Annotated in this window: 19 protein-coding genes, 3 tRNA genes and 3 rRNA genes; 6 read left to right on the forward strand and 19 right to left on the reverse strand. The window is 60.2% G+C overall.

Translation table 11 applies throughout. The features are described from left to right. Window positions 1–25: 25 nt before the first annotated feature. The gene (gene argG / locus V1261_RS07365; protein ID WP_329771014.1) at window positions 26–1,366 is read left to right on the forward strand and encodes an argininosuccinate synthase; all 1,341 of its coding nucleotides are present in this window, start codon (window positions 26–28) and stop codon (window positions 1,364–1,366) included. A 97-nt stretch (window positions 1,367–1,463) separates the two neighbouring features. Here the strand turns inward: argG and V1261_RS07370 are convergent, their stop codons facing one another. The 3 genes from V1261_RS07370 to murB all read right to left on the reverse strand — a co-directional run bounded on the left by V1261_RS07370 (window position 1,464) and on the right by murB (window position 3,969). Then, window positions 1,464–2,087 (reverse strand): DUF937 domain-containing protein, encoded by a 624-nt coding sequence (locus V1261_RS07370; RefSeq protein ID WP_329771015.1) that lies wholly within the window; start codon window positions 2,085–2,087, stop codon window positions 1,464–1,466. Window positions 2,088–2,208: 121 nt separating this feature from the next. Then, on the reverse strand, window positions 2,209–2,841 hold the full coding sequence (locus V1261_RS07375; RefSeq protein WP_329771016.1) for a hypothetical protein: 633 nt from the start codon (window positions 2,839–2,841) through the stop codon (window positions 2,209–2,211). A 75-nt stretch (window positions 2,842–2,916) separates the two neighbouring features. Further along, a complete protein-coding gene (gene murB / locus V1261_RS07380) occupies window positions 2,917–3,969 on the reverse strand; it encodes a UDP-N-acetylmuramate dehydrogenase (RefSeq protein WP_329771017.1) in 1,053 nt (350 codons plus the stop codon). A 42-nt stretch (window positions 3,970–4,011) separates the two neighbouring features. Between murB and V1261_RS07385 the strand changes: the two genes are divergently transcribed. Further along, window positions 4,012–4,497, forward strand: coding sequence for a YajQ family cyclic di-GMP-binding protein (locus V1261_RS07385; protein WP_329771019.1), 486 nt, complete (start codon window positions 4,012–4,014; stop codon window positions 4,495–4,497). Window positions 4,498–4,570: 73 nt separating this feature from the next. On the opposite strand, the gene plsY is transcribed toward V1261_RS07385, so the two are convergent. Both plsY and V1261_RS07395 read right to left on the reverse strand, forming a co-directional pair. After that, a complete protein-coding gene (gene plsY, locus V1261_RS07390) occupies window positions 4,571–5,197 on the reverse strand; it encodes a glycerol-3-phosphate 1-O-acyltransferase PlsY (protein WP_329771020.1) in 627 nt (208 codons plus the stop codon). 29 nt (window positions 5,198–5,226) lie between these two features. Next, the gene (locus V1261_RS07395; RefSeq protein ID WP_329771022.1) at window positions 5,227–5,718 is read right to left on the reverse strand and encodes an aminoacyl-tRNA deacylase; all 492 of its coding nucleotides are present in this window, start codon (window positions 5,716–5,718) and stop codon (window positions 5,227–5,229) included. Window positions 5,719–5,978: 260 nt separating this feature from the next. Between V1261_RS07395 and V1261_RS07400 the strand changes: the two genes are divergently transcribed. The 3 genes from V1261_RS07400 (at window position 5,979) to sbcB (ending at window position 9,121) form a co-directional block, all read left to right on the forward strand. Beyond that, entirely contained in the window at window positions 5,979–6,647 is a 669-nt protein-coding gene (locus tag V1261_RS07400; RefSeq protein ID WP_329771023.1) for a YiaD family glycine zipper/OmpA-like lipoprotein, read from the forward strand. Window positions 6,648–6,745: 98 nt separating this feature from the next. Next, window positions 6,746–7,666: an alpha/beta fold hydrolase gene (locus V1261_RS07405; RefSeq protein ID WP_329771024.1), complete on the forward strand. Its 921-nt coding sequence runs from the start codon at window positions 6,746–6,748 to the stop codon at window positions 7,664–7,666. A 9-nt stretch (window positions 7,667–7,675) separates the two neighbouring features. After that, window positions 7,676–9,121 carry an exodeoxyribonuclease I gene (gene sbcB, locus V1261_RS07410; protein ID WP_329771025.1) on the forward strand — a complete coding sequence of 482 codons (1,446 nt, stop codon included), beginning with the start codon at window positions 7,676–7,678 and terminating at the stop codon, window positions 9,119–9,121. A 70-nt stretch (window positions 9,122–9,191) separates the two neighbouring features. Here sbcB and bktB read toward each other — a convergent pair whose 3' ends face one another. From bktB to V1261_RS07445, 7 genes are all read right to left on the reverse strand, one after another. Then, complete coding sequence (gene bktB / locus V1261_RS07415; protein ID WP_329771026.1) at window positions 9,192–10,376, reverse strand: beta-ketothiolase BktB; 1,185 nt, start codon at window positions 10,374–10,376, stop codon at window positions 9,192–9,194. A 262-nt stretch (window positions 10,377–10,638) separates the two neighbouring features. Continuing rightward, a complete protein-coding gene (gene ppk2 / locus V1261_RS07420) occupies window positions 10,639–11,508 on the reverse strand; it encodes a polyphosphate kinase 2 (RefSeq protein WP_405198064.1) in 870 nt (289 codons plus the stop codon). A gap of 178 nt (window positions 11,509–11,686) precedes the next feature. Then, a complete protein-coding gene (locus tag V1261_RS07425) occupies window positions 11,687–13,171 on the reverse strand; it encodes a capsule assembly Wzi family protein (protein WP_329771029.1) in 1,485 nt (494 codons plus the stop codon). Between the two features lie 214 nt (window positions 13,172–13,385). Then, window positions 13,386–13,477 (reverse strand) — tRNA-Ser (locus V1261_RS07430). Between the two features lie 92 nt (window positions 13,478–13,569). Next, on the reverse strand, window positions 13,570–14,892 hold the full coding sequence (gene serS / locus V1261_RS07435; protein WP_329771030.1) for a serine--tRNA ligase: 1,323 nt from the start codon (window positions 14,890–14,892) through the stop codon (window positions 13,570–13,572). 62 nt (window positions 14,893–14,954) lie between these two features. Then, a complete protein-coding gene (ispH, locus tag V1261_RS07440; protein ID WP_329771032.1) occupies window positions 14,955–15,917 on the reverse strand; it encodes a 4-hydroxy-3-methylbut-2-enyl diphosphate reductase in 963 nt (320 codons plus the stop codon). Between the two features lie 2 nt (window positions 15,918–15,919). Further along, window positions 15,920–16,384, reverse strand: coding sequence for an FKBP-type peptidyl-prolyl cis-trans isomerase (locus V1261_RS07445; RefSeq protein WP_329771033.1), 465 nt, complete (start codon window positions 16,382–16,384; stop codon window positions 15,920–15,922). 118 nt (window positions 16,385–16,502) lie between these two features. Between V1261_RS07445 and radC the strand changes: the two genes are divergently transcribed. Beyond that, entirely contained in the window at window positions 16,503–17,183 is a 681-nt protein-coding gene (radC, locus tag V1261_RS07450) for a RadC family protein (protein WP_329771035.1), read from the forward strand. Between the two features lie 68 nt (window positions 17,184–17,251). Here the strand turns inward: radC and rrf are convergent. The 7 genes from rrf to V1261_RS07485 all read right to left on the reverse strand — a co-directional run bounded on the left by rrf (window position 17,252) and on the right by V1261_RS07485 (window position 25,297). Then, window positions 17,252–17,364 (reverse strand): 5S ribosomal RNA (gene rrf / locus V1261_RS07455). A gap of 113 nt (window positions 17,365–17,477) precedes the next feature. Beyond that, window positions 17,478–20,352, reverse strand: a 23S ribosomal RNA gene (locus tag V1261_RS07460). Between the two features lie 342 nt (window positions 20,353–20,694). Beyond that, window positions 20,695–20,770: transfer RNA gene (locus V1261_RS07465), tRNA-Ala, on the reverse strand. Between the two features lie 32 nt (window positions 20,771–20,802). Beyond that, window positions 20,803–20,879 (reverse strand) — tRNA-Ile (locus tag V1261_RS07470). Between the two features lie 83 nt (window positions 20,880–20,962). Then, window positions 20,963–22,493, reverse strand: a 16S ribosomal RNA gene (locus V1261_RS07475). The 16S, 23S and 5S rRNA genes sit together here with 2 tRNA genes alongside, the layout of an rRNA operon. Window positions 22,494–22,961: 468 nt before the next feature. Continuing rightward, window positions 22,962–24,827: a gamma-glutamyltransferase family protein gene (locus V1261_RS07480; protein WP_329771036.1), complete on the reverse strand. Its 1,866-nt coding sequence runs from the start codon at window positions 24,825–24,827 to the stop codon at window positions 22,962–22,964. Window positions 24,828–24,835: 8 nt separating this feature from the next. After that, entirely contained in the window at window positions 24,836–25,297 is a 462-nt protein-coding gene (locus V1261_RS07485) for a CBS domain-containing protein (RefSeq protein WP_329771038.1), read from the reverse strand. Window positions 25,298–25,366 lie beyond the last annotated feature (69 nt).

The raw sequence follows: 25,366 nt of genomic DNA on the forward strand, positions 1-25,366 counted from the left end.
CCCTTTCCGATTTTCCAGACACACCATGTCCAATACGATCCTGCAAAACATTCCCGTCGGCCAGAAGGTCGGCATCGCCTTCTCCGGTGGCCTGGACACCAGCGCCGCCCTGCTGTGGATGCGCCAGAAGGGTGCGGTTCCCTACGCCTACACCGCCAACCTCGGCCAGCCCGATGAAGATGACTACGAAGCCATCCCGCGCAAGGCCTCCGAGTACGGTGCCGAGAAGGCGCGCCTGATTGACTGCCGCACGCAGCTGGCCCACGAAGGCATCGCCGCGATCCAGTGCGGCGCCTTCCACGTCAGCACCGGTGGCATCTACTACTACAACACCACGCCGCTGGGCCGCGCCGTGACTGGCACCATGCTGGTTGCCGCGATGAAGGAAGACGACGTCAACATCTGGGGTGACGGCTCGACATACAAGGGCAATGACATCGAGCGCTTCTACCGCTACGGCCTGCTGACCAACCCGGCTCTGAAGATCTACAAGCCCTGGCTGGACCAGAACTTCATCGACGAACTCGGCGGCCGCAAGGAGATGAGCGAGTTCCTGATCAAGAACGGCTTCGACTACAAGATGAGCGTAGAGAAAGCCTACTCCACCGACAGCAACATGCTGGGTGCCACGCACGAAGCCAAGGACCTGGAAGAGCTGAACAGTGGCGTGCGCATCGTCAGCCCGATCATGGGTGTCGCCTTCTGGAAGCCGGAAGTCGAGGTACAGGCCGAAGAAGTGCGCGTGCGCTTCGAGGAAGGCGTGCCGGTGGCGCTGAACGGCCGCGAGATCCACGATCCGGTCGAGTTGTTCCTGGAAGCCAACCGCATCGGCGGTCGCCACGGCCTGGGCATGAGCGACCAGATCGAGAACCGCATCATCGAAGCCAAGAGCCGCGGCATCTACGAGGCTCCCGGCATGGCGCTGCTGCACATCGCCTACGAGCGCCTGGTGACCGGCATCCACAACGAGGACACCATCGAGCAGTACCGTATCAACGGCCTGAAGCTGGGCCGCCTGCTGTACCAGGGCCGCTGGTTCGACCCGCAGACCCTGATGCTGCGCGAAACTGCCCAGCGCTGGGTGGCGCGCGCCATTACCGGCGAGGTGACGCTGGAACTGCGCCGCGGCAACGACTACTCGATCCTGAACACCGAATCGCCCAACCTGACTTACGCGCCCGAACGCCTGAGCATGGAGAAGGTCGAGAACGCGCCGTTCAGCCCGGCCGACCGCATCGGCCAGCTGACCATGCGCAACCTGGATATCGTCGACACGCGCGGCAAGCTGGGCATCTATGCCAACAGCGGCCTGCTGCAACTGGGCGAAGGCGCCGCGATGCTGAAGCTGGAAGGCAAGAAGGGCTGATCGCTCTCCAGTACAAGACAAAACGCCTGGCAGTTTGCGCTGCCAGGCGTTTTTCATGGGCGATGCCGGCAGCGTCATGGCTGCCGACAGCGGATCATCAGCGCTTCAGGAACGCGCTGCCAATCTTCAGCAGGTCACCGATACCGACCTGGCCATCACCGTCCTGATCCAGCACTGCGTTCAGCAGGCCGCCACCCAGGCCACCCTGCTGCTGCACCTGGGCACGTTCCTGACCCAGCATGCCACCCAGGCTGCCGGAGTTCATGCCGCCGGCCATCACGCGGCTGGCCAGGAAGGACATCACGATAGGCGCCAGGATCTTGAGCAGCTGGCCGGACTGGCCGGAGCTCATGCCGCTGACCTGGCCCAGGCCAGCTTCGGCGCGCGGCTGGGCGCCACCAAAGATATGGCCCAGGATGCCGCCGCCATCCAGCTGGCGACCGGCCGGCTGGCCACCGCCGAGCATGGAACCGAGCAGGCCACCCAGATCCAGACCGCCGGCAGACGCACTGCCCATGTGGTCGCGCTGCAGCGCATTGAACAGGCTGTCAGCACCCTGCTGCGTCTGGGCATTCTGGCCCAGGGCACCCACGATCATCGGAATCGCTGCCGAAATGGCATCGCTGGTCTGGGACGGGCTGGCACCCAGCTGGCCGGCGATCTGGCCCAGGCGGTCGCCTTGCAGTTGTTGCAGCAGGTCATTGACGATGGAGTTGCTCATGGCGGGTTCCTTGCAAAAGACAGAAAGATTCCATGATACGACGAGCGTCAGGACAACGTCGCATCAGGACGGAAGAATCCGGGAATGCGTTGCAAATCACGCTTTCTGCCTGCTGGCTGCGTCAACGCGTGACCGGCACCACAAACTCCCATTGCGACAGGCGCGGCTCGGTCTGGCTGCAGTGCTCGACAAACAGGCTGCGCCAGCGGTGCGTGGGCTCGAACGTGCTGTCCGAATCCTTGCCGGCCGTCAGGCACAGGCCGGAACCCTGCAGCTCGATACGGCCATCGGCATGCTGCACAAAGCGCTGCAGCGCATCGGCCTCCATGAACGGGCTACACTCGCCACAGGGACGCGCGAGCACGGCTGCACCAGCCAGGGCACGGCCGTTGAGGCCGGCCACGGTAGCGCAAACCTGGTACTGCGGAAAATACAGCCGGCCATCGTCCTGCAGCCGCACTGCCTCATCGGCATAGAGACCGGGCTTGCAGTTGTGCGCCGTCATCGGCAGGTCAAAACGCACGTAGTCGCCCGAGCCCATGATGTCCAGGCAGTAGTAGTCTTCGCGATCCAGCGGATCGATCAGGCGCATGTGGCCGATTTGCTGGCTGGTCGTGGCGCTTGAGGCCGGGGTCTGGGCCGAAGCCGCCGGCAGCAGGCTGGCGGAGCTCTGGGCTGCCGGCTTGTCGCAAGCGGCCAGGGTCAGCAGGCAGGCTGCGGCCAGGGACAGGAAAGGAAAACGGGGGAATCGCATGGCGCATGCCGAAAGTCAGGATGACCGACCATCACATCCGCCTCTTGTCCGCATCGGCTGCTCAGGCAAGCCGTATCAGACCACCACCGGTTCCGGTTCCAGCCGGATACCAAAGCGCTCGTAGACGCTGGTCTGGATCGCCTGTGCCAGCGTCATCACCTCGCCGCCGGTGGCGCGGATGCCAGTTTCGTGGAAACGGTTGATCAGCACCAGCGCCTGCTTCGGGTAGACGCCGGCATTGCCCATGCTCTTGCCGCGCCAGCCGCAGGCATCGATCAGCCAGCCGGCAGCCAGCTTGACCGTGCCATCCGGCATCGGGTAGTGCACGATATGCGGGTCACGACCGATGATGTCGTCGCACTGCTCGCGCGACACCACCGGATTCTTGAAAAAGCTGCCGACGTTGCCCACCTCGGCCGGATCCGGCAGCTTGGCGCGGCGGATCGCCACCACCATGTCAAACACCTGCTGCGCCGTCGGTGCGGTAATGCTCCACTCGGCCATCTTGCGCTCGATGTCCAGATAGCCGATTTCCGGGCGCCACTGCTTGGGCAAGGCAAAGCGCACCTGCGTGATCACCGCCTTGCCCGCCAGGCCGCCCTCGCCTTTCTGCTTGAAGACGGAATCGCGGTAGGCGAAACGGCACTGGGCGGCATCCAGCGTGAACTGGCGACCGGTGGCCAGCTCGATCGCATCCAGGCTGTGGAATCGGTCTTGCAGCTCGATGCCGTAGGCGCCGATGTTCTGCACCGGCGCTGCGCCCACGGTGCCGGGAATCAGCGCCAGGTTTTCCAGGCCCGGATAGCCCTGCTGCAGCGTCCAGGCGACAAAGTCATGCCAGACCTCGCCGGCGCCGGCCTGCACGATCCAGTGGCGATCGGTTTCTTCCACCAGCGTGCGTCCCTGGATCTCCAGCTTGATCACCAGCGCCAGCAGGTCGCCGGTGATGACCATGTTGCTGCCGCCACCCAGCACCAGATGACCACGCTCCAGCTGGCGCGGCTGTTCGGCCAGCGCCTGCAGGTCGGACGGCTGGCGCACGCGCAAGAGGCTGTGCGCACGCGCGGCAATGCCCAGGGTGTTGTAGGGATCAAGGGAAACGTTGTGTTCGATACGGAGAATGGTCATGGGGGATAATTGTCGCATCATCATCCCTCGGAAAGACTGCACATGCCCTCTTTTGACACCGTTTGCGAACCCAATCTGGTAGAAGTGAAAAACGCCGTGGAGAACACCTCCAAGGAAATCGGCACCCGTTTCGATTTCAAGGGCACCTCTGCCGGCATCGAGATCAAGGACAAGGAAATCACCCTGCTCGGCGATGCCGAGTTCCAGCTGCAGCAGGTCGAAGACATCCTGCGCAACAAGATGACCAAGCGCAACGTCGATGTCCGTTTCCTGGACATGGGCAAGGTCGAGAAAATCGGCGGCGACAAGGTCAAGCAGGTGGTCAAGGTGCGTAACGGCATCGAAACCGAACTGGCCAAGAAGATCCAGAAGCTGGTCAAGGAAAGCAAGCTCAAGCTGCAGGCCTCGATCCAGGGCGACAGCGTACGCGTTACCGGCGCCAAGCGCGATGACCTGCAGGCCGCCATGGCGCTGATCCGCAAGGACATCACCGACGTGCCGCTGTCCTTCGACAACTTCCGCGACTGATTCCGCTCTCTTCCATACAAAAAGCCCCGTGACGCCTTGGCAGCGTCACGGGGCTTTTTTGTCGTGACAGCGATTACTTCTTCTTGCTGCCCAGCTTGCCTTCCTTGCCGGCAAACAGATTGCTGATATTGCTGCGATGGCGCCAGATCAGCAGCAGGCTCATGGCGATGATCGCCAGCAGGATCGGACCCTGCACCGTCCACCAGCCATTGGTACCGGCCATGTAGAGCATCGGCGAGGCCAGTGCCGCCACCAGTGCCGCCAGAGAAGAATAGCGGAACACCAGCGCCACCAGGATCCAGATCGCCAGCAGGCCCAGCCCCAGCATCGGCTCAAAGGCCAGCATCACGCCGGCGGCGGTCGCCACGCCCTTGCCGCCCTTGAAACGGAAGAAGATCGGGTAGAGATGGCCGAGGAAGGCCGCCAGGCCGACCAGTGCCACGTCGGTGCCGTCCAGGCCCCATTGCGCACCGAAACGGCTCACGATGAACACCGGCAGCCAGCCCTTGAAGCCGTCGAGCAGCAGCGTCAGCGCCGCCGCCTTGCGGTTGCCGCTGCGCAGCACGTTGGTGGCGCCAGGGTTGCCGCTGCCATAACTGCGCGGATCATTCAGCCCCATCGCCTTGCTGACGAGTACGGCAAAGCTCAGGGAACCGATCAGGTAGGCCAGCACAATCGCCAGCACGCTTGCAAGATTCATGGGTCTTCCTTGTAGGTGGATGCAGGGCTCTATTCTGCCAAAGCACAGTCGACTGGCGTGGCCTGCAGCAGATCCACGCACACCTGCGGGTCGATGCCAAGCAGATAGCCACGCCGGCCACCGTTGATCAGGATGCGCGGCAGCTCCAGGATGCTGCGCTCGATATACACCGGCATGCTGCGTCGCGTGCCAAACGGCGAGGTGCCGCCCACCAGATAGCCGGTATGCCGCTGCGCGACCTCCACCGCGCACGGCTCCACCTGCTTGGCACCGATCTGGCGCGCCAGCTGCTTGGTAGAAACGCTGCGATTGCCATGCATCAGGATCACCAGCGGATGCTTGTCCTGATCCTGCATGATCAGCGTCTTGACGACACTGATCGGATCGGCCTGCAGCACCTCGGCACTGTGGCGCGCACCGCCATGCGGCACCCAGTCATACATGTGCTCTTCAAAGGCGATGCCATGGCGACGCAGGAGCTGCGTGGCGGGGGTTTCACTGACGTGGGATTTCTTGGCCATCAATACAGGTTTTGGACGGAGTCACGGACAAGGCTGTTTGTAACAGATTCTAGGGGACCAGAGGCAAGCTGCTTGACGTCTGGCTGACGACAGTCGGCAAAAAGCGCTGCCGCAGGAAGTCCGGCAAAGTGCCAAGTAATGCGCACAAGATACAAACAATTACGGTGAGCATCGGTGCTTTCCTACATCTGGACCTGTAACAGCTGCCTAGAATCGAGTCGTTGCCAAGCCATGGCAATTCTTATCAAGGAGATTTGAACATGAAGAAGACGCTTGCTTCCCTGACCGTTGCCGCTACCGCTGCTGGCCTGCTGGCTGGCTGTGCCGCTGACGGCACCAGCACCATGACCAACACCCAGCGCAATACCGCCATCGGTACTGCCGTGGGCGCTCTGGCTGGCGCTGCCATCGGTCACCACCAGGACGGCACCGATACCCTGAAGGGCGCACTGATTGGTGCAGCCGTGGGCGGTACCGGTACCTACCTGTGGTCCAACCACATGGAAAAGCAGAAGCAGCAGATGCAGGCTGCCACTGCCGGCACTCCGGTTCAGGTCACCCAGACCGCAGACAACCGTCTGAAGATCAACGTGCCGGCTGACGCTGGCTTCGCGACCAGCTCTGCCACCCTGAACGCCAATATGTACCCGGTGCTGAACACCCTGGCCACCACGCTGAACCAGAACCCGGTGACCACCGTGAGCATCGTTGGCCACACCGACAGCACCGGCTCTGACGCCATCAACAACCCGCTGTCGCTGAACCGCGCCAACGCTGCCAAGAACTACCTGGTCAGCCGTGGCGTGGCGTCCAACCGCATCATGACCTCCGGCGCTGGTTCTACCCAGCCGGTGGCCAGCAACGCTACGGTTGACGGCCGCGCCCAGAACCGCCGCGTGGAAATCTACGTGGCTGAAGCCGCCCGCTGATCGCCCTGCCCGGCTCACCGGGCATGACCTCAGTCTGAAAGCCACCTTCGGGTGGCTTTCTGCATTTCCGGCCACCACACTGCGCTACCATCTAGCCCGTGACTACCTCTGCCTATACCCCTCTGCGCCCGTCCCTGCCCAGCAGCCAGCGCGTCCGCGATCTGGATTACCACCTGCTGCACTGGGGCCAGCCTGCCGCTGACCGCCCCTTGCTGGTACTGCTGCACGGCTGGATGGATGTGGCCGCCTCCTACCAGTTCCTGGTCGATGCCTTGCCTGCCAGCTACGCTGCTGCTGCCGCCGACTGGCGCGGCTTTGGCGGCACGCCAGTGCCACCGGGTACCGACCATTTCGTCTTTGCGGATTACCTGCTGGACCTGGACTACCTGCTGGAGCAGCTATCACCTGAGCAGCCAGTAGACCTGATCGGCCACAGCATGGGCGCCAATATCGCGCTGCAATACGCCGGCCTGCGCCCGCAGCGCATCCGCAAGCTGGTGAACCTGGAAGGCTTCGGCCTGCCCGCCACGCAGCCAGAGCAGGCGCCACAGCGCCTGATTGACTGGATGGATCATGTGCGCAAGCTGCGCCAGGGCGAGCTGCAGCTGCGCAGCTATCCGGATCTGGCCAGCGTGGCGCGCCGCCTGCAAAAGAACAACCCGCGCCTGCCCGATGACAAGGCGCTCTGGCTGGCCTCGCACTGGGCACAGCAGGCCGATGACGGTCGCTGGCATATCCGCGCCCATCCCGCGCACAAGGCACCGGGCTCGCAGCTCTACCATGCCGATGAAGCCGCCGCCGTGCTGCGCCGCATCACGGCCCCGACCCTGTGCATCACCGCCAGCGACGACAGCCTGGCCTCCTTCTGGGGCGATCGCTACACGTTTGCCGACTACCAGCAGCGCATGCAGGAGATTCCCGATGTACGCCACGCTGTCGTGCAGGACGCCGGCCACATGCTGCACCACGACCAGCCGGCTGCGCTGGCCCCCCTGATCGATGCCTTTCTGCAGGAGTAATGCACTGCCATGACGCCCATCACCTTTCTCTGGCATGACTACGAAACCTTCGGCATCGATGCACGCAAGGACCGCCCGGCCCAGTTCGCCGCTATCCGCACCGACGCCGAGCTGAATCCGATTGGCGAGCCGATCAACATCCTGTGCCAGCCGGCGCCTGACTACCTGCCCGACCCGGCCTCCTGCCTGATCACCGGCATCACGCCGCAGCAATGCCTGGAGCAGGGCCTGCCCGAAGTGCAGTTCGCGCAGCGCATCCATGCCGAGCTGTCCCAGCCTGGCACCATCGGCGTCGGCTACAACACGATCCGTTTTGACGACGAATTCACCCGCTTCCTGTTCTGGCGCAACCTGATCGATCCCTATGGCCGCGAATGGCAGAACGGCTGCAGCCGCTGGGACCTGCTCGATGTGGTGCGCATGACCTGGGCACTGCGCCCGCAAGGCATCCAGTGGCCGGAAGTGGATGGCAAGCCCAGCTTTCGCCTGGAAAACCTGACCGCTGCCAACGGCCTGGAGCACACCGCCGCGCACGATGCCCTGTCCGACGTACGTGCCACCATCGCGCTGGCCAGGCTGCTGCGCGAGCGCCAGCCCAAGCTGTTCGATTTCGCCCTGCGCCTGCGCAGCAAGCACGCCGTTGCCGAAGAACTCGGCTTCCCCGCCACGCAGCAACAGGCACGCCCGTTCCTGCACGTCAGCGGCATGATCCCGACCGAATACGGCTGCACCGCACTGATGTGGCCGCTGTGCAACCACCCGACCAACCGCAACGAGATCCTGGCCTGGGACCTGCGCCACGATCCGTCCGAACTGGCCGCGCTGGACGCTGACACCATCCGGCTGCGCCTATTCAGCCGTCGCGATGCCCTTCCCGAAGGCGTGCAGCGCCTGCCGATCAGCAGCATCCAGCTGAACCGCTCGCCCATGGTGGTACGCAGCTGGGGCGCGCTGTCCGACGAGCGCGCCGCCCAGTGGCAGATCGACAAGGAGCGCAGCCTGCAACACGCCGTCATCGCGCGTGACCTGCCCGACATGAGCGCAATCTGGGAACAGGTGCTGCAACGGCCGACCAGCAACGAATCAGTCGATGTCGATGCCGACCTGTACGGCGGTTTTCTCGGCGATGGCGACCGCCGCAAGCTCGAACAGCTACGCATCCTGCCTCCGACCCAGCTGGCGCAGGACCGCAGCCGCTTCCAGGACGAGCGGCTGGCCGAACTGCTGTTTCGCTACCGCGCGCGCAACTATCCGGACAGTCTGACGCCGGAAGAACAGGCGCAATGGCAGGAACACTGTGCCGCCCGCCTGCTCGACGGCCAGGATGGGGCCCGCTCCATCGACCAGCTGCTGGCCGAACTGGATCAGCTGCAGGAGCAGGACCTGGACGCACGTGGCGAAGCCATCCTGATGGCGCTGCACGACTACGCCGAACAGGTCGCCTCGTTCGACTGATTGACCGCCCCAATGACAAGAGCCGCTGCACTTGCGTACAGCGGCTCTTGCTATTCAGGCGAATGTGAAATTACATGCGCTCGAACACGGCAGCAATACCCTGACCGCCACCGATACACATGGTGACCAGCGCGTAGCGGCCGCCCGTGCGGTGCAGTTCGTGAATCGCCTTCACCGTGATCACGGCACCGGTCGCACCGATCGGGTGCCCCAGGGAAATGCCGGAACCGTTCGGGTTAACCTTGGCCGGATCAGCGTTCAGGCCGCGCGTCACTGCGCAAGCCTGGGCCGCAAATGCCTCGTTCGCCTCGATCACGTCCATGTCGTTGATGGTCAGACCCAGCTTCTTCAGCACCAGGTTGGATGCCGGCACCGGGCCGATACCCATGATGCGCGGCTCCACGCCGGCGTGGGCGTAACCGACCAGACGGGCCAGCGGCTTGGCGCCACGGGCCTTGGCGGCTTCGCTGTCCATCAGCACCACGGCAGCAGCCGCGTCGTTGATGCCGGAAGCGTTAGCAGCGGTCACGGTGCCGTTCTCCTTCACGAACACCGGCTTCATCTTCTGGAAGTCCTCGATCGTGGCGCCGGTGCGGAAGTGCTCGTCCTTCTCGAACACCACGTCGCCCTTGCGGCCCTTGATCGTAACCGGCACGATCTGGTCCTTGAAGCGGCCTTCGGCCCAGGCCTTCTCGGCACGGTGGTGGCTTTCCAGCGCCAGTGCGTCCTGGTCTTCACGCGTGATGTTGAACTCCTTGGCCACGTTCTCGGCCGTCACACCCATGTGGATGCTCTGGAACGGATCGTTCAGGGCACCGACCATCATGTCGACCATCTTGGTGTCACCCATGCGGGCACCCCAGCGGGTAGCCAGGGCAGCGTACGGAGCGCGGCTCATGTTTTCGGCACCCGCGCCAATGGCCACATCGCAGTCACCCAGCAGGATGGACTGGCTGGCAGACACGATCGCCTGCAGGCCGGAACCGCACAGGCGGTTGACGTTGAAGGCCGGGGTTTCGATCGGGCAGCCACCGTTGACGGTTGCCACGCGGGACAGGTACATGTCCTTGGGCTCGGTGTTCACCACGTGGCCGAACACCACATGACCCACATCCTTGCCTTCCACGTTGCCACGCGCCAGCGACTCGCGCACCACGAGGGCGGCCAGTTCGGTGGTGGGAACATCCTTCAGGCTGCCGCCGTAACCACCAATGGCAGTACGGACAGCGCTGACAACTACGACTTCACGCGACATGTTGATCTCCTAGCATGTTATTTGGATTCATCCGGACCCGGCGTACAGCTGCCAAAGGCCTCTTGCCAGAGGCAGCAGGCCCGGAAAGCCAAGAATGGCTCATGGCATCATATAGCTGAAATGTGACAGTCACAGCCGTACGGGTACCAGAAAAACCCTGTCCTGATTTTTCCGGACGATCCGCAACGCAAAAAGCCCTGTCGGCACGCGGGCGGACAGGGCTTCTGGCGCCGGCCGTTGTCTCCAACAGCCAAAGGGCAACTCAATAACGCTCAGGCACGTACATCGAATCCGGAATCGGATGACGCACATAATCCGGGTGGCGCGTACGCTCCGGCAGCACCACTTCCTCGCGCTCGATTTCCTGGTACGGCATGCTGTCCAGGATGTGACTGATACAGTTCAGGCGTGCCTTCTTCTTGTCCACCGCCTGCACCACCCACCACGGCGCCTCGGGAATATGCGTGCGCTCCAGCATCACTTCCTTGGCCTGGGTGTAGCGCTCCCAGCGCACCCGACTCTGCAGGTCCATCGGGCTCAGCTTCCATTGCTTCAGCGGATCGTGGATACGGCTCATGAAGCGGGCGTGCTGCTCCTCATCGGTGATAGAGAACCAGTACTTCAGCAGGCGGATGCCGGAACGCACCAGCATGCGCTCGAACTCCGGCACGCTACGGAAGAACTCCTCGTACTCCTCATCGGTACAGAAGCCCATCACATGCTCGACGCCGGCGCGGTTATACCAGCTGCGGTCAAACAGCACAATCTCGCCACCGGCCGGCAGATGCGACACATAGCGCTGGAAATACCACTGGGTACGCTCGCGGTCGTTCGGTGCCGGCAGTGCCGCCACGCGCACCACACGCGGGTTCAGGCGTTGCGTAATGCGCTTGATCACGCCACCCTTGCCTGCCGAGTCACGGCCTTCAAACACGATCACGACCTTTTCCTTGGTCGCCTGTACCCAGTCCTGCAACTTCACCAGCTCGGCCTGCAGGCGCAGCAGCTCGCGGAAATACAGCTTGCGATCCAGCGTGTCCTGGTCGGGCAGCAGGTCTCCGTCCAGCGTGTCCATGTCCTCCATTTCCAGCTCGAGAAACTCGTCGTAGCTGTCCATGGCCTCCTGGCTCATACGGTAGTACAGATCTCCCAGACCCTTGGGCAACTGGTCCTTGGCGCTCATCGTGTGTCCTTTCTTCTATGCGATGCCGTCAGCAAGCGGCAGTATCAGATCGCTATGGTGACAGAGGATTGCAAAAGAAATATGACAAATATATGTCACTCCATCGATATAACGAGCTCAACTCTGCTTAACGCAGTGGCATGGCCACTTTCAGGCCGGCACCCACATCGGTATTGTCACGCTCGCTGTCCAGCACCCAGGCGGTTGCTTGCAGTTGCAGGCCATTGTTGAACGTCTTGCCCCAGCCTGCCTCAAAGCCGCGCAGCGTGTCCTTGTTGGGATACGCCTGGTTGATCGCCTGGCTATGCGGGTTGACCTTGGCATAAATCAGCTTGCCGCTATAACGCTGACGATCCGGTGTCGACACCGTCAGCTTGCTGGTAATCGTCTGCGCATCACCGCCGTAGGAATAGGCCAGCGGGTAGCCCTGCTGGTAGAAGCCATCCTTGTAGAGGTGGTGGCGGTAGGTAATGTTGGTGTCACGGTCGAGCTCGGTCGTCGTGTCCGCACCTTCCACATACCAGTTCACATTGTTCTGGCCCCAAGCATAGCTGCCATCGATACCCAGCAGATAGGTATTCTTGGAGGGCAAATAACCGGCCTCATCCTCGCCGACGATCTGGCCATAGATGCTGATCGGCTCGCCAATCAGCGGCTGCAGCTTCAGGCGCGCATCAAAACCCGCCAGCTGGTTGCCAGGCTCATTGCTCTTGTCCGAACTTTCCTCATTGTCGCCCTTGCCCAGCAAGGCCTTGCCCAGTGACTTCATGCTTTGCGGACGGCCTTGACCGCCCCACTGGATGGCGCGTGAAGCGCCCAGCTCCAGATATTCGGTCGGCGCTACAGACAGGCGCATGCCCAGCAGCTTGGCGTCCGGCACGGCACCGTACTGGGCCAGCTGGCCAGCAGTAATCTGGTACTGCCACGGACCTGCCCAGGACAACCAGGGCGTCTCAAACGGCGTCTGCTCGGCACGCTGCATGAGGAAGCCGGTGACCGGACGAGCACTGGTACCGCGAATCAGGCTGCCCTCATGGCCAGGGCCCCACCATTGCGGAATCTGGCCAAAGGCAATCCACTGGTTGCCCAACTTGCCCGCCGCGTACGAACCTGCCGCCGTGGCCTTGCTGCTGCGACCGGCACCATCGCCATCCACACCGTTCAGTTGCAGGCGCACATCCAGATCCGGATGCTGGTTGTACTGGCCAATCAGGCTCAGGCGATGCTGATCCGTCTCGGTCTGGCCAAAGCCCTGCGGCATGCGGGGATAGTCGGTACTAGTGGCGGCCTCGGCGCGCACGGCAGACTTCAGCTCCTGCACCTGCTTTTGCACGCGGGCCATGGTATCCCTGTCCAGCTGCGATTGCGGCTTCGCTGCTGCCAGCACACGGGTGATTTCTTCCTGCGACAAGGGCCAGGTCGACAGGTTGACCTGGATCACCTGACGGTTGCTCAGCCATTGCAAGTCTTCACGCAAGGCCTCATCGGGCAACAGAAGACCGCTGGCACCAGCGGCAGAAGCTCCCAGCAAGGCAAGCGCCATCAGGCCGGGTTTGGCGGCATGCTGGCGGAACAGCGTGGCAACAGAAGTCAGGGAAGAAGAAAAATGCATGGAGCCCTCGTGGGTCAATGGGGTGAAAGTCTGTTGGCACAGCTGAAAAATTTTCAAAAGTCTAGCTGTCTTTGGCTGCATTGTCATGACACAGCCACATGATTGACGCACTGGACGTGTATCAGCCGCCACACAGCTTACGGAAACCTGTTTCGTAACTGTCAAAAAAATAGGCTAGCGTCTTCTGTCAGGAAGAAACGCTAACCTATGGATTTGGCGGAGAGAGAGGGATTCGAACCCTCGATACAGGAGAACCTGTATGCCGGATTTCGAATCCGGTGCATTCGACCACTCTGCCACCTCTCCGTGACGATGCAGCACGCTGCTCAGGTCAAGCTAATCATTTTACATCTGATCCCATCTTTCTGGAAGATGGCGCTGCAATTTCTGCAGCCTCTTCAGACCTGCGGGCGCAGCACCTCGACACCGCCCATGTAAGGACGTAGCACCTCCGGCACCACCACGCTGCCATCAGCCTGCTGGAAGTTTTCCAGCACTGCCACCAGGCAGCGCCCCACCGCCAGGCCGGAACCGTTGAGCGTATGCACCAGTTCGTTCTTGCCCTGTGCGTTCTTGAAACGGGCCTGCATGCGGCGCGCCTGGAAGGACTCGCAGTTGCTGACCGAAGAAATCTCGCGGTAGGTATTCTGCGCCGGCACCCAGACTTCCAGGTCATGCGTACGCGTGGCGCCAAAGCCCATGTCACCGGTACACAGCACGATCACGCGATACGGCAAGCCCAGCTTCTGCAGGATCGCTTCGGCATGGCCAGTCATTTCCTCGAGTGCCTCGTAGCTCTTCTCAGGATGCACGACCTGCACCATCTCGACCTTCTCGAACTGGTGCTGACGGATCAGGCCACGTACATCGCGACCGTGGCTGCCAGCTTCGGAGCGGAAGCACGGCGTCTGCGCGGTCAGCTTGATCGGCAGCTCCGATTCGGCCACGATGGTGTCGCGCACCAGGTTGGTCAGCGGCACTTCGCTGGTCGGGATCAGGTACAGCGGTGTGGTATCCGGCTCTTCCTCGGTTTCCTGACCGCCCTTGCGCGCTGCGAACAGGTCAGCCTCGAACTTGGGCAGCTGACCGGTACCGCGCAGGCTGTCGGCGTTGACGATATAGGGCGTGTAGCACTCGGTGTAGCCATGCTCGCCGGTCTGCGTATCGAGCATGAACTGCGCCAGCGCACGATGCAGGCGTGCCACCGGCCCGCGCATGAAGGCAAAGCGCGAACCCGACAGCTTGGCCCCGGTTTCAAAGTCCAGACCCAGGCCAGCGCCGATATCGACATGGTCCTTGGCCTCGAAATCAAATTGCGGGATCGTGCCCCAGCGGCGCAACTCGACGTTGTCCTCTTCACTGGCACCCACCGGCACGCTCTCATGCGGCAGGTTGGGAATCCCCGGCAGCATGTCAGCCAGCTCGGTCTGGATCTGGTCCAGGCGCGCGGCACTCTGCTCCAGCTCCTGCTTGATCTGGCCCACTTGCGTCATCACGGCTTCAGCGCCGGCATGATCGCCCTGGCCCTTGAGCTGGCCAATCTGCTTGCTCAGGCTGTTGCGCTGCGACTGCAGCTCCTCGGTACGGGTCTGGATCGTCTTGCGCTCAGCTTCCAGCGCACGAAACGTCTCCACGTTCAGAAAAGGTTGTGGATTCTTGCGCGCTTGCAGGCGTGTCACGACTCTGTCCAGTTCCTTGCGCAGCAGGTTGATATCTAGCATGGCTTGTGATGTCCTCAGTTGACAGCCCAAGGCTGTCGGTTGTATTGAATGACGAAGGTTGATCAGCCTTCGGCGGGCAGTTTCAGGCCCTTGGGCAAGGGAAACTTCAGATTTTCCACGACGCCATCCATGCTGCGCACGGAGGTGGCACCATAAGCGCGGATCTGCTGCACCACCTGCTGCACCAGCACTTCCGGTGCAGATGCGCCCGCTGTCAGGCCCACCGTCTGCTTGCCCTCAAACCATTCTGCGCGCAGGTCGTCGGCGCTGTCCACCATATAGCCTGGCACTCCCAGGCGGCGTGCCAGCTCCGCCAGGCGGTTGCTGTTGCTGCTGGTCGGGCTGCCCACCACGATCACGATATCGGCCTGGCTGCTGAGCAGCTTCACGGCATCCTGACGGTTCTGTGTGGCGTAGCAGATATCCTGTTGCTTGGGTTCACGAATCTTCGGAAAACGCTGCTTCACCGCCGCCGTGATCATGGCCGCGTCATCCACGCTCAAGGTCGTCTGCGTCACCACAGCCAGCTTTTCGGTCTGGCTCGGCTGTACCCTGGCAACATCGTCGACATCCTCGACCAGGTGAATACCGGCATCCAGCTGCCCCATGGTGCCCTCCACCTCGGGATGGCCCTTGTGGCCAATCATGATGAACTCATAGCCTTCGCGCGCCAGCTTGGCCACTTCGACGTGCACCTTGGTCACCAGCGGACAAGTGGCGTCAAAAACCTGGAAGCCGCGACGCTGCGCCTCCTGCTGCACCGCCTTGCTCACGCCATGGGCACTGAACACCAGCGTGGCACCTGCTGGCACCTCATCCAGGTCCTCGATGAAAATCGCGCCACGCTCCTTGAGATCGTTCACCACGTAGGTGTTGTGCACGATTTCGTGGCGTACATAGATCGGCCTGCCAAATTTCAGCAAGGCACGTTCAACGATATCGATCGCGCGATCGACACCCGCACAAAAGCCGCGCGGCTCAGCCAGCACGATGCCCGCATGGGGGGCAGTCACCGGATTCTGCATGGTCAGATGATTCCTATGATCTGGACTTCAAACACCACCGGCTGCCCTGCCAGCGGATGGTTGAAATCAAACAGGATGGCCTCGTCGCCCAGTTCGGCCACGGTGCCGGCAAATACGCCCTGCGCATCCGGAGTGGGAAACTGCACCACTTCGCCTACAGCGTATTCTTCTTGCGGATCCCCCATCTCCGTCAGCACGCTGCGCTTCAGCCATTGCAGCATCTGTGGATTACGCTCGCCAAAAGCGATTCCGGCGGGGATCTGAAAAGTTTCATGCGCACCTTCCGGAAGGCCCAGCAGATAGGTCTCCACCGCCTCCGACAACTCGCCAGAGCCAATCGACAAGGTGGCAGGCTTGCCATCAAACGTGTTGATGATGACGCCTTGCGGACCCGACAAGCGGTAGTGGAGCGTCAGAAAGGAATGCGGCTGCACAACAGGCGTGCTGCCAGAGGTGGCTTCAGTCATGGGTCATCCGGTTTTTCGATAGCACCTATTGTAAATCCTGCGGCTGACAAGGGCAGGCAGCAGCACTTTCAGGACTACAATGCCAAGGAGAATAAATTAGTTCCTTTATCTTACAGACATGCAGCACATCCCAACAGAAGCGCGTCCTCGTGAAAAACTCCTGAATCAGGGAGCACAGGCCCTGTCCGATGCAGAGCTCCTGTCCCTGCTTCTGCGCACAGGCATTTCGGGTTGCAATGTCCTGTCCATGTCGCAGCTGCTGCTGGATCGTTGCGGCGGCCTGTCAGGATTGCTGCATGCACCGTCAGAGCAGCTGTCGACCATCAAGGGACTGGGTGGCCCAGCCAAGCGCGCACAACTGCTGGCAGTGATGGAGCTAGCCCGTCGAGGCATGGGAGAACAGTTGCGCAGCCGCCAGGCGCTGAACCACCCGACACTGGTGCGCGAGTACCTGCAGCTGCAGATAGCGCACAAGGCACACGAATGCTTTGGCGTGTTGTTTCTGGACAGCCAGCACCAGCTGATCGAGTACGAGATCCTGTTTCGGGGGACGCTGAACCAGACAAGCGTCTACCCGCGCGAGGTGGCGCTGCGGGCCTTGCACCACCATGCAGCCAGCGTGGTGCTCAGCCACAACCACCCCAGTGGGCACACCCAGCCGTCTGCGGCCGACGTGCAGCTCACGCGCCAGTTGATGCAGGCGCTCGGACTGCTGGACATCCGTGTACTGGACCACGTGATCGTCACGCAGGGCCGCTCGCTGTCGATGGCCGAGGAGGGCCTGATGCCGGCGGTCTGAGCGCAGCAGTGTCTAGACCAAAAAAAAAGCGCTCCCAGAGAGGGAGCGCTTTCTTCGGCTTGTAAGTAGCCTGACGATGACCTACTTTCACACGGGAATCCGCACTATCATCGGCGCGGAGTCGTTTCACTGTCCTGTTCGGGATGGGAAGGAGTGGTTCCAACTCGCTATGGTCATCAGGCTTTAACGGGTTGCCGAGCTGCTTGCGCAACACGGCGAATTCATAGAGTCTTCATCAGCTTCTTTATCTTGATTGCGCCTGGCATAACATCCTTGGCTTCTTGCCAAAGTTATAGGGTCAAGCCGCACGAGCAATTAGTACTGGTCAGCTTAATGCATTGCTGCACTTCCACATCCAGCCTATCAACGTCCTGGTCTAGAACGACTCTTCAGGGGGGTCAAGCCCCCGGCAGATCTCATCTTGAAACGAGTTTCCCGCTTAGATGCTTTCAGCGGTTATCTCTTCCACACTTAGCTACCCTGCGATGCCACTGGCGTGACAACAGGTACACCAGAGGTGTGTCCACTCCGGTCCTCTCGTACTAGGAGCAGGCTTCCTCAAATCTGCAGCGCCCACGGAAGATAGGGACCAAACTGTCTCACGACGTTTTAAACCCAGCTCACGTACCTCTTTAAATGGCGAACAGCCATACCCTTGGGACCGACTACAGCCCCAGGATGAGATGAGCCGACATCGAGGTGCCAAACACCGCCGTCGATATGAACTCTTGGGCGGTATCAGCCTGTTATCCCCAGAGTACCTTTTATCCGTTGAGCGATGGCCCTTCCATACAGAACCACCGGATCACTATGTCCTGCTTTCGCATCTGCTCGACTTGTCAGTCTCGCAGTTAAGCACGCTTATGCCATTGCACTATCGTCACGATGTCCGACCGTAACTAGCGTACCTTCGAACTCCTCCGTTACACTTTGGGAGGAGACCGCCCCAGTCAAACTGCCTACCATGCACTGTCCCCAGTCCCGATTCAGGGACCTAGGTTAGAACCTCAAACGCACCAGGGTGGTATTTCAACGTCGGCTCCAGCAGAACTAGCATCCTGCCTTCAAAGCCTCCCACCTATCCTACACAGATCCGTTCAAAGTCCAATACAAAGCTACAGTAAAGGTTCATGGGGTCTTTCCGTCTTTCCGCGGGGAGATTGCATCATCACAAACATTTCAACTTCGCTGAGTCTCTGGAGGAGACAGTGTGGCCATCGTTACGCCATTCGTGCAGGTCGGAACTTACCCGACAAGGAATTTCGCTACCTTAGGACCGTTATAGTTACGGCCGCCGTTTACTGGGACTTCGATCAAGAGCTTGCACCCCATCAATTAATCTTCCAGCACCGGGCAGGCGTCACACCCTATACGTCCACTTTCGTGTTTGCAGAGTGCTGTGTTTTTAATAAACAGTCGCAGCCACCAATTTTTTGCAACCCGTTCATGCTCAGATGTTCTCATCACACTACTTGGGCACACCTTCTCCCGAAGTTACGGTGTCAATTTGCCGAGTTCCTTCTCCAGAGTTCTCTCAAGCGCCTTAGAATACTCATCTCGCGCACCAGTGTCGGTTTGCGGTACGGTCGTTGCAAGCTGAAGCTTAGTGGCTTTTCCTGGAACCCCGTTCAGTGACTTCGCGAACTTGTTCGCTCGATCGACAGCCTCGGTATATGAGCAGCGGATTTGCCTACTGCTCGCCTACTTCTGTCTAAACCGGGACTTCCAACACCCGGATCACCTATTAAGATTCGTCCCCACATCGCACTTGCAATCGGTACAGGAATATTGACCTGTTTCCCATCAGCTACGCATCTCTGCCTCGCCTTAGGGGCCGACTCACCCTACGCCGATGAACGTTGCGTAGGAAACCTTGCGCTTACGGCGAGCGGGCTTTTCACCCGCTTTAACGCTACTCATGTCAGCATTCGCACTTCTGATACCTCCAGCACGCTTCTCAACGCACCTTCACAGGCTTACAGAACGCTCTCCTACCACGCACAGTAAACTGTGCATCCGCAGCTTCGGTAACTGGCTTGAGCCCCGTTACATCTTCCGCGCAGGACGACTCGATCAGTGAGCTATTACGCTTTCTTTAAATGATGGCTGCTTCTAAGCCAACATCCTGACTGTCTTAGCCTTCCCACTTCGTTTCCCACTTAGCCAATTTTAGGGACCTTAGCTGGCGGTCTGGGTTGTTTCCCTCTTGAGTCCGGACGTTAGCACCCGGTGCTCTGTCTCCCAAGCTGTACTCTGCGGTATTCGGAGTTTGCCTTGGTTTGGTAAGTCGCCATGACCCCCTAGCCAAAACAGTGCTCTACCCCCGCAGGTAATACTTGAGGCACTACCTAAATAGTTTTCGGAGAGAACCAGCTATCTCCAAGTTTGTTTAGCCTTTCACCCCTATCCACAGCTCATCCGCTAATTTTGCAACATTAGTCGGTTCGGACCTCCAGTACCTGTTACGGCACCTTCATCCTGGCCATGGATAGATCACTTGGTTTCGGGTCTGCACCCAGCGACTGTTCGCCCTATTCGGACTCGATTTCTCTTCGGCTCCCCTATCCGGTTAACCTCGCCACTGAATGCAAGTCGCTGACCCATTATACAAAAGGTACGCAGTCACCCCTAAGGGCTCCTACTTTTTGTAAGCATGCGGTTTCAGGATCTATTTCACTCCCCTCCCGGGGTTCTTTTCGCCTTTCCCTCACGGTACTGGTTCACTATCGGTCGATGATGAGTATTTAGCCTTGGAGGATGGTCCCCCCATATTCAGACAGGATTTCACGTGTCCCGCCCTACTTGTTCGCAACTTAGTACCACATGGAAGTTTTCGCATACAGGGCTATCACCTGCTATGGCCGACCTTTCCAGATCGTTCTGCTAACAACCATGCTATCTTTGCCAGGCTCCTGCGATTTCGCTCGCCACTACTTTCGCAATCTCGGTTGATGTCTTTTCCTCGAGCTACTTAGATGTTTCAGTTCACTCGGTTCGCCTCCGTACCCTATGTATTCAGATACGGATACCCTTGCGGGTGGGTTTCCCCATTCAGAAATCCCGGGATCAAAGCTCATTTGCCAGCTCCCCCAGGCTTATCGCAGGCTATCACGTCTTTCTTCGCCTATCATCGCCAAGGCATCCACCACATGCTCTTAGTCACTTGACCCTATAACTTTGACGTCTCCGAAGAAACACAAAGCCATCAAGGACTGTTTGTCAGGTCTTGCACCTGACGCGTTATGCCGTAATGTGAATGATTCTTCAGATATCTCTATCTTGAGAACGATTCGTCATTACTCGAATTGAACAAAGTTCATATTCGTTTTGACGCAATCAAAATTTCGTCATCAAGGGCACGGTTGCACTTGCGTGCATTTCCCCTGACAACGCTGATTTCGACTCTATGAATTGTTAATGAACAGCCTAGTTAATACCCACAAAGGGTATCAACAACAAAGCACCCTGTCGCCAGGACGCTTTGGTGTTGACTTCGTTGACCACCAAGAGATGGTGGAGGATGACGGGATCGAACCGACGACCCCCTGCTTGCAAAGCAGGTGCTCTCCCAGCTGAGCTAATCCCCCACGTAACCTTCTCACGGCCACTGTATCGGATATGGTGGGTCTGGTTGGATTCGAACCAACGACCCCCGCCTTATCAAGACGGTGCTCTAACCAACTGAGCTACAGACCCAGAAAGCGCTTACCTTCCGTAGACGGTCCCATCTCCAACAACCGATAAGTGTGGGCGTTCACGACTCTCGTCGCGTATTCCAGAAAGGAGGTGATCCAGCCGCACCTTCCGATACGGCTACCTTGTTACGACTTCACCCCAGTCGCGAACCCTGCCGTGGTGATCGCCCTCCTTACGGTTAGGCTAACCACTTCTGGCAGAACCCGCTCCCATGGTGTGACGGGCGGTGTGTACAAGACCCGGGAACGTATTCACCGTGACATTCTGATCCACGATTACTAGCGATTCCGACTTCACGCAGTCGAGTTGCAGACTGCGATCCGGACTACGACCGGCTTTACGGGATTGGCTCCCCCTCGCGGGTTGGCTACCCTTTGTACCGGCCATTGTATGACGTGTGTAGCCCCACCTATAAGGGCCATGAGGACTTGACGTCATCCCCACCTTCCTCCGGTTTGTCACCGGCAGTCCCATTAGAGTGCCCTTTCGTAGCAACTAATGGCAAGGGTTGCGCTCGTTGCGGGACTTAACCCAACATCTCACGACACGAGCTGACGACAGCCATGCAGCACCTGTGTGCAGGTTCCCTTTCGGGCACGAATCCATCTCTGGAAACTTCCTGCCATGTCAAAGGTGGGTAAGGTTTTTCGCGTTGCATCGAATTAAACCACATCATCCACCGCTTGTGCGGGTCCCCGTCAATTCCTTTGAGTTTCAACCTTGCGGCCGTACTCCCCAGGCGGTCAACTTCACGCGTTAGCTTCGTTACTGAGAAAGCAAATTCCCAACAACCAGTTGACATCGTTTAGGGCGTGGACTACCAGGGTATCTAATCCTGTTTGCTCCCCACGCTTTCGTGCATGAGCGTCAGTGCAGGCCCAGGGGATTGCCTTCGCCATCGGTGTTCCTCCGCATATCTACGCATTTCACTGCTACACGCGGAATTCCATCCCCCTCTGCCGCACTCCAGCCTTGCAGTCACAAAGGCAGTTCCCAGGTTGAGCCCGGGGATTTCACCTCTGTCTTACAAAACCGCCTGCGCACGCTTTACGCCCAGTAATTCCGATTAACGCTTGCACCCTACGTATTACCGCGGCTGCTGGCACGTAGTTAGCCGGTGCTTATTCTTACAGTACCGTCATGGGCCTCCTGTATTAGAAGAAGCCTTTTCGTTCTGTACAAAAGCAGTTTACAACCCGAAGGCCTTCGTCCTGCACGCGGCATTGCTGGATCAGGCTTGCGCCCATTGTCCAAAATTCCCCACTGCTGCCTCCCGTAGGAGTCTGGGCCGTGTCTCAGTCCCAGTGTGGCTGGTCGTCCTCTCAGACCAGCTACAGATCGCAGGCTTGGTAGGCTCTTACCCCACCAACTACCTAATCTGATATCAGCCGCTCCAGTAGCGCGAGGCCCGAAGGTCCCCCGCTTTCAACCTCAGTTCTCATGCGGTATTAGCCACTCTTTCGAGTAGTTATCCCCCACTACTGGGCACGTTCCGATACATTACTCACCCGTTCGCCACTCGTCAGCGGGCCGAAGCCCCTGTTACCGTTCGACTTGCATGTGTAAAGCATGCCGCCAGCGTTCAATCTGAGCCAGGATCAAACTCTTCAGTTCGATCTTGAATTACTCATTAAAAGAATTGAAGTGAACTTCACTTCTATCTTCATGAGTGTTTGCCAGTCTTGCGACCGGACTTTTTATAAAATTCCAGTTCGCAACGAGTGCCACCCCTAAAGGCAGCCACCGCAAACACCCACGCTTATCGGCTGTAAATTCTTAATGATCAGGGAAGTCTTTCAACCTCCAAACTCCACCGCGATCAGCGAAGCCCTCTACTATAACACGATTTTTGAAGCTGTCAAGGAATTTTGCAAATTCTTTTTCAACCCCCGCCTGGATCAGCGCCTCAGCCCCTCAACCAGACCGCCTGTGCGGCGAAGACGTGAACTATAACAGCTTTTCAGGGTTTTCACCAGTCGGCCGCAAAAAAAATGAAAAAAGTGCGCCTAGCCTCCTCCTTGCCGGGTTGCGACCTCTGGGAGACAAGAGGCCTGACTCAGTTCACATGCAGGCTATCAGGCCTTATTCGCCCATGACGATGCCTTCGCGTCGCGGGTCGGCACCGCCGAAGTAGCCACCCGGCGTGCGCATGATGGCCTGCAGGCCGCTGGTCATGGGCATTTCACGTATCTCCGCACCGTGTGTACGCAGGGCATTGACAGTTGCCGCCGGGAAACGACCCTGCTCCAGCAGCGTGGGACCATTGGTGGAGCCAAAATTGGGCAAGGCAATCGCCTGCTGGGTATCCAGCCCCCAGTGCAGGGTGCCATAGAGAATCTTGCTGACGTAATGGATGATGAGAGAGCCTCCCGGGCTGCCAGCAGTCATCAGCAAGGGGCCACGGCTGCCGTCGGCCTGCTGGCGATAGATCAGGATGGGCGCCATGCTGGAGCGCGGACGTTTGCCCGGTTGTACCCGGTTGGCTACGGCACGGCCTTGTGCATCTACCGGGGTAAAACTGAAATCAGTGAGCTGGTTGTTGAGCAGGAAGCCACCTGCCAGCCCCTGGCCGCGATTGACCATGAGACGGGAGCCGAACTGATCCTCGATGCTGCTGGTCATGGACAGCGCCCTGCCCTGGGCATCGATGATGCTGATGTGGCTGGTGCCGTATTCCAATTGGGGCGGCATATTGGCATGCGCCAGACGGATGCTGCCGGGCCGACCGGGTTGCGCCGCCTGCATCGAGGCACCTTCTGGCGCGATCAGGCTGGCACGCTGGCGCAGGTAGGCGGGATCGAACATGCTGAGCCAGCTGTTGCCGGGCGCGGACACAAAGTCCGGATCCGCCACATACTGGGCACGATCGGCAAAAGCAAGCCTGGAGGCTTCTGTATAGAGATGCAGCCAGGACGCTGAGGGCACGCCTTGCTGCAGTGGCAGTTGCGCGGCGCGCGTGTGATCAAGGATACCGAGGATCTGGCCGATGGCCAGGGTACCGGAGCTGGGTGGTGGCATGCCGCAGATGACGTAGCCATGCTGCTGCGCCTGGTAGTTGAAACAGAGCGGATCGCGCTGCAATGGCTGGTACTGTGCCAGATCCTGCAGGCTGAGCTGGCCGGGGTTGCCGGGATGCTGTTGCACCTTGTCGACCACGGCACGGGCCCAGGGGCCTTGCTGCAGCGCGCTGGCGCCCTGGCTGGCTAGGGCCCGCAACACGGCGGCGTATTCCGGATTGCGCAGCAGGTGGCCGACTGGCAGCGGCTGGCCACCGGCATCGTAGAAATAGCGTGCTGCCACGGCATCGTTGCTTGCCAGGTAGCGCTCACTGGACAACAGGGTGTGCAGGCGCGGAGAAATGGCGAAGCCCAGCTCGGCGAGGCGTATGGCCGGATCGAACAGGCGCGACCAGGGCAGGACACCGTGCTGGCGATGGGCCTGCTCGAGCATGGGCAACAGGCCAGGGACACCGACCGAGCGGCCACCGACGACCGCCTCATGGAAGGCCATGGGCTGGCCGTCGGCCTTGAGGAACAGGGAGTCTGTGGCAGCAGCGGGAGCGGTTTCGCGGCCATCCCAGGCCTGCAGCTGCTGGCCGTTGTCATAGAGAAGGAAGGCCCCACCGCCGATGCCGCTGGATTGCGGCTCGACCAGGCCGAGCACCAGCTGGACGGCAATGGCGGCATCGAGTGCGCTGCCACCGGCTTGCAGGATGTCGTAGCCGGCCCGGGTGGCGATTGGATTGGCTGCGGCTACGGCAAAGCGGCTGGTGGACCAGCCGGGCTTGCTGGTGTAGCCACTGGCCGCTTCCGGCGACTGCCGTGCCGCCACGCTGGTGCCGGGTGCGGACGCGTCAGGCGTGGCGCAGCCGGCGATCAGCAGCGCCGCCAGCCAGATCGGCAGGCGCACTGTGCGATCGATACGAACCAGACGGGTGCGCAAGGGCATCAGGCCGGCTATTCGGCCCCGATGTCTTCGGGATCCTTCTCGGGCCAGTCGCGGATGTAGGCCTTGAGCATCTTGTTTTCGAAGTTCTGGCTTTCGACCACGGTCTTGGCGACGTCATAGAAGCTGATGACGCCGTGCATGGTGCGGCCGTCCATGACCGGGATGTACCGCGCATGGTGATCGAGCATGATGCGGCGGACTTCGTCGAGGTCGGTGTTGAGCGTGCAGGTGATCGGGTGATCATCCATGGCCTTGCGCACCAGCGTGGTGCCCAGATTGCCGCCATTGGCATGCAGCTGGATATTGATTTCGCGGAAGGTCAGCATGCCGACCAGGTCTCCGTGCTCCATGACGGCGAGGGAGCCAATGTCCTTCTCGACCACGGTGGCCAGGGCCTTGAGCAGGGTATCGTCGGGATGGATGGTGTACAGGGTGTTGCCCTTGACACGGAGGATGTCGCTGACCTTCATGCTTGCCTCTTGCTGGTTGCGTTGGAATACCTCTGACAGGTCGTCACAATATAGCCCAGCTTGCAGCGG

Origin of the sequence: Brachymonas sp. J145 (assembly GCF_036312245.1) — a bacterium.
In the GTDB taxonomy this organism is placed as follows: Bacteria; Pseudomonadota; Gammaproteobacteria; order Burkholderiales; family Burkholderiaceae_C; genus Brachymonas; species Brachymonas wangyanguii.

Bases quoted from the DNA above. Each gene is read 5' to 3' on its own strand.
- argG (WP_329771014.1), top strand. From the start codon at position 26: ATGTCCAATACGATCCTGCAAAACATTCCCGTCGGCCAGAAGGTCGGC.
- V1261_RS07370 (WP_329771015.1), bottom strand. From the start codon at position 2,087: ATGAGCAACTCCATCGTCAATGACCTGCTGCAACAACTGCAAGGCGAC.
- V1261_RS07375 (WP_329771016.1), bottom strand. From the start codon at position 2,841: ATGCGATTCCCCCGTTTTCCTTTCCTGTCCCTGGCCGCAGCCTGCCTG.
- murB (WP_329771017.1), bottom strand. From the start codon at position 3,969: ATGACCATTCTCCGTATCGAACACAACGTTTCCCTTGATCCCTACAAC.
- V1261_RS07385 (WP_329771019.1), top strand. From the start codon at position 4,012: ATGCCCTCTTTTGACACCGTTTGCGAACCCAATCTGGTAGAAGTGAAA.
- plsY (WP_329771020.1), bottom strand. From the start codon at position 5,197: ATGAATCTTGCAAGCGTGCTGGCGATTGTGCTGGCCTACCTGATCGGT.
- V1261_RS07395 (WP_329771022.1), bottom strand. From the start codon at position 5,718: ATGGCCAAGAAATCCCACGTCAGTGAAACCCCCGCCACGCAGCTCCTG.
- V1261_RS07400 (WP_329771023.1), top strand. From the start codon at position 5,979: ATGAAGAAGACGCTTGCTTCCCTGACCGTTGCCGCTACCGCTGCTGGC.
- sbcB (WP_329771025.1), top strand. From the start codon at position 7,676: ATGACGCCCATCACCTTTCTCTGGCATGACTACGAAACCTTCGGCATC.
- bktB (WP_329771026.1), bottom strand. From the start codon at position 10,376: ATGTCGCGTGAAGTCGTAGTTGTCAGCGCTGTCCGTACTGCCATTGGT.
- ppk2 (WP_405198064.1), bottom strand. From the start codon at position 11,508: ATGAGCCAGGAGGCCATGGACAGCTACGACGAGTTTCTCGAGCTGGAA.
- V1261_RS07425 (WP_329771029.1), bottom strand. From the start codon at position 13,171: ATGCATTTTTCTTCTTCCCTGACTTCTGTTGCCACGCTGTTCCGCCAG.
- serS (WP_329771030.1), bottom strand. From the start codon at position 14,892: ATGCTAGATATCAACCTGCTGCGCAAGGAACTGGACAGAGTCGTGACA.
- ispH (WP_329771032.1), bottom strand. From the start codon at position 15,917: ATGCAGAATCCGGTGACTGCCCCCCATGCGGGCATCGTGCTGGCTGAG.
- V1261_RS07445 (WP_329771033.1), bottom strand. From the start codon at position 16,384: ATGACTGAAGCCACCTCTGGCAGCACGCCTGTTGTGCAGCCGCATTCC.
- radC (WP_329771035.1), top strand. From the start codon at position 16,503: ATGCAGCACATCCCAACAGAAGCGCGTCCTCGTGAAAAACTCCTGAAT.
- V1261_RS07480 (WP_329771036.1), bottom strand. From the start codon at position 24,827: ATGCCCTTGCGCACCCGTCTGGTTCGTATCGATCGCACAGTGCGCCTG.
- V1261_RS07485 (WP_329771038.1), bottom strand. From the start codon at position 25,297: ATGAAGGTCAGCGACATCCTCCGTGTCAAGGGCAACACCCTGTACACC.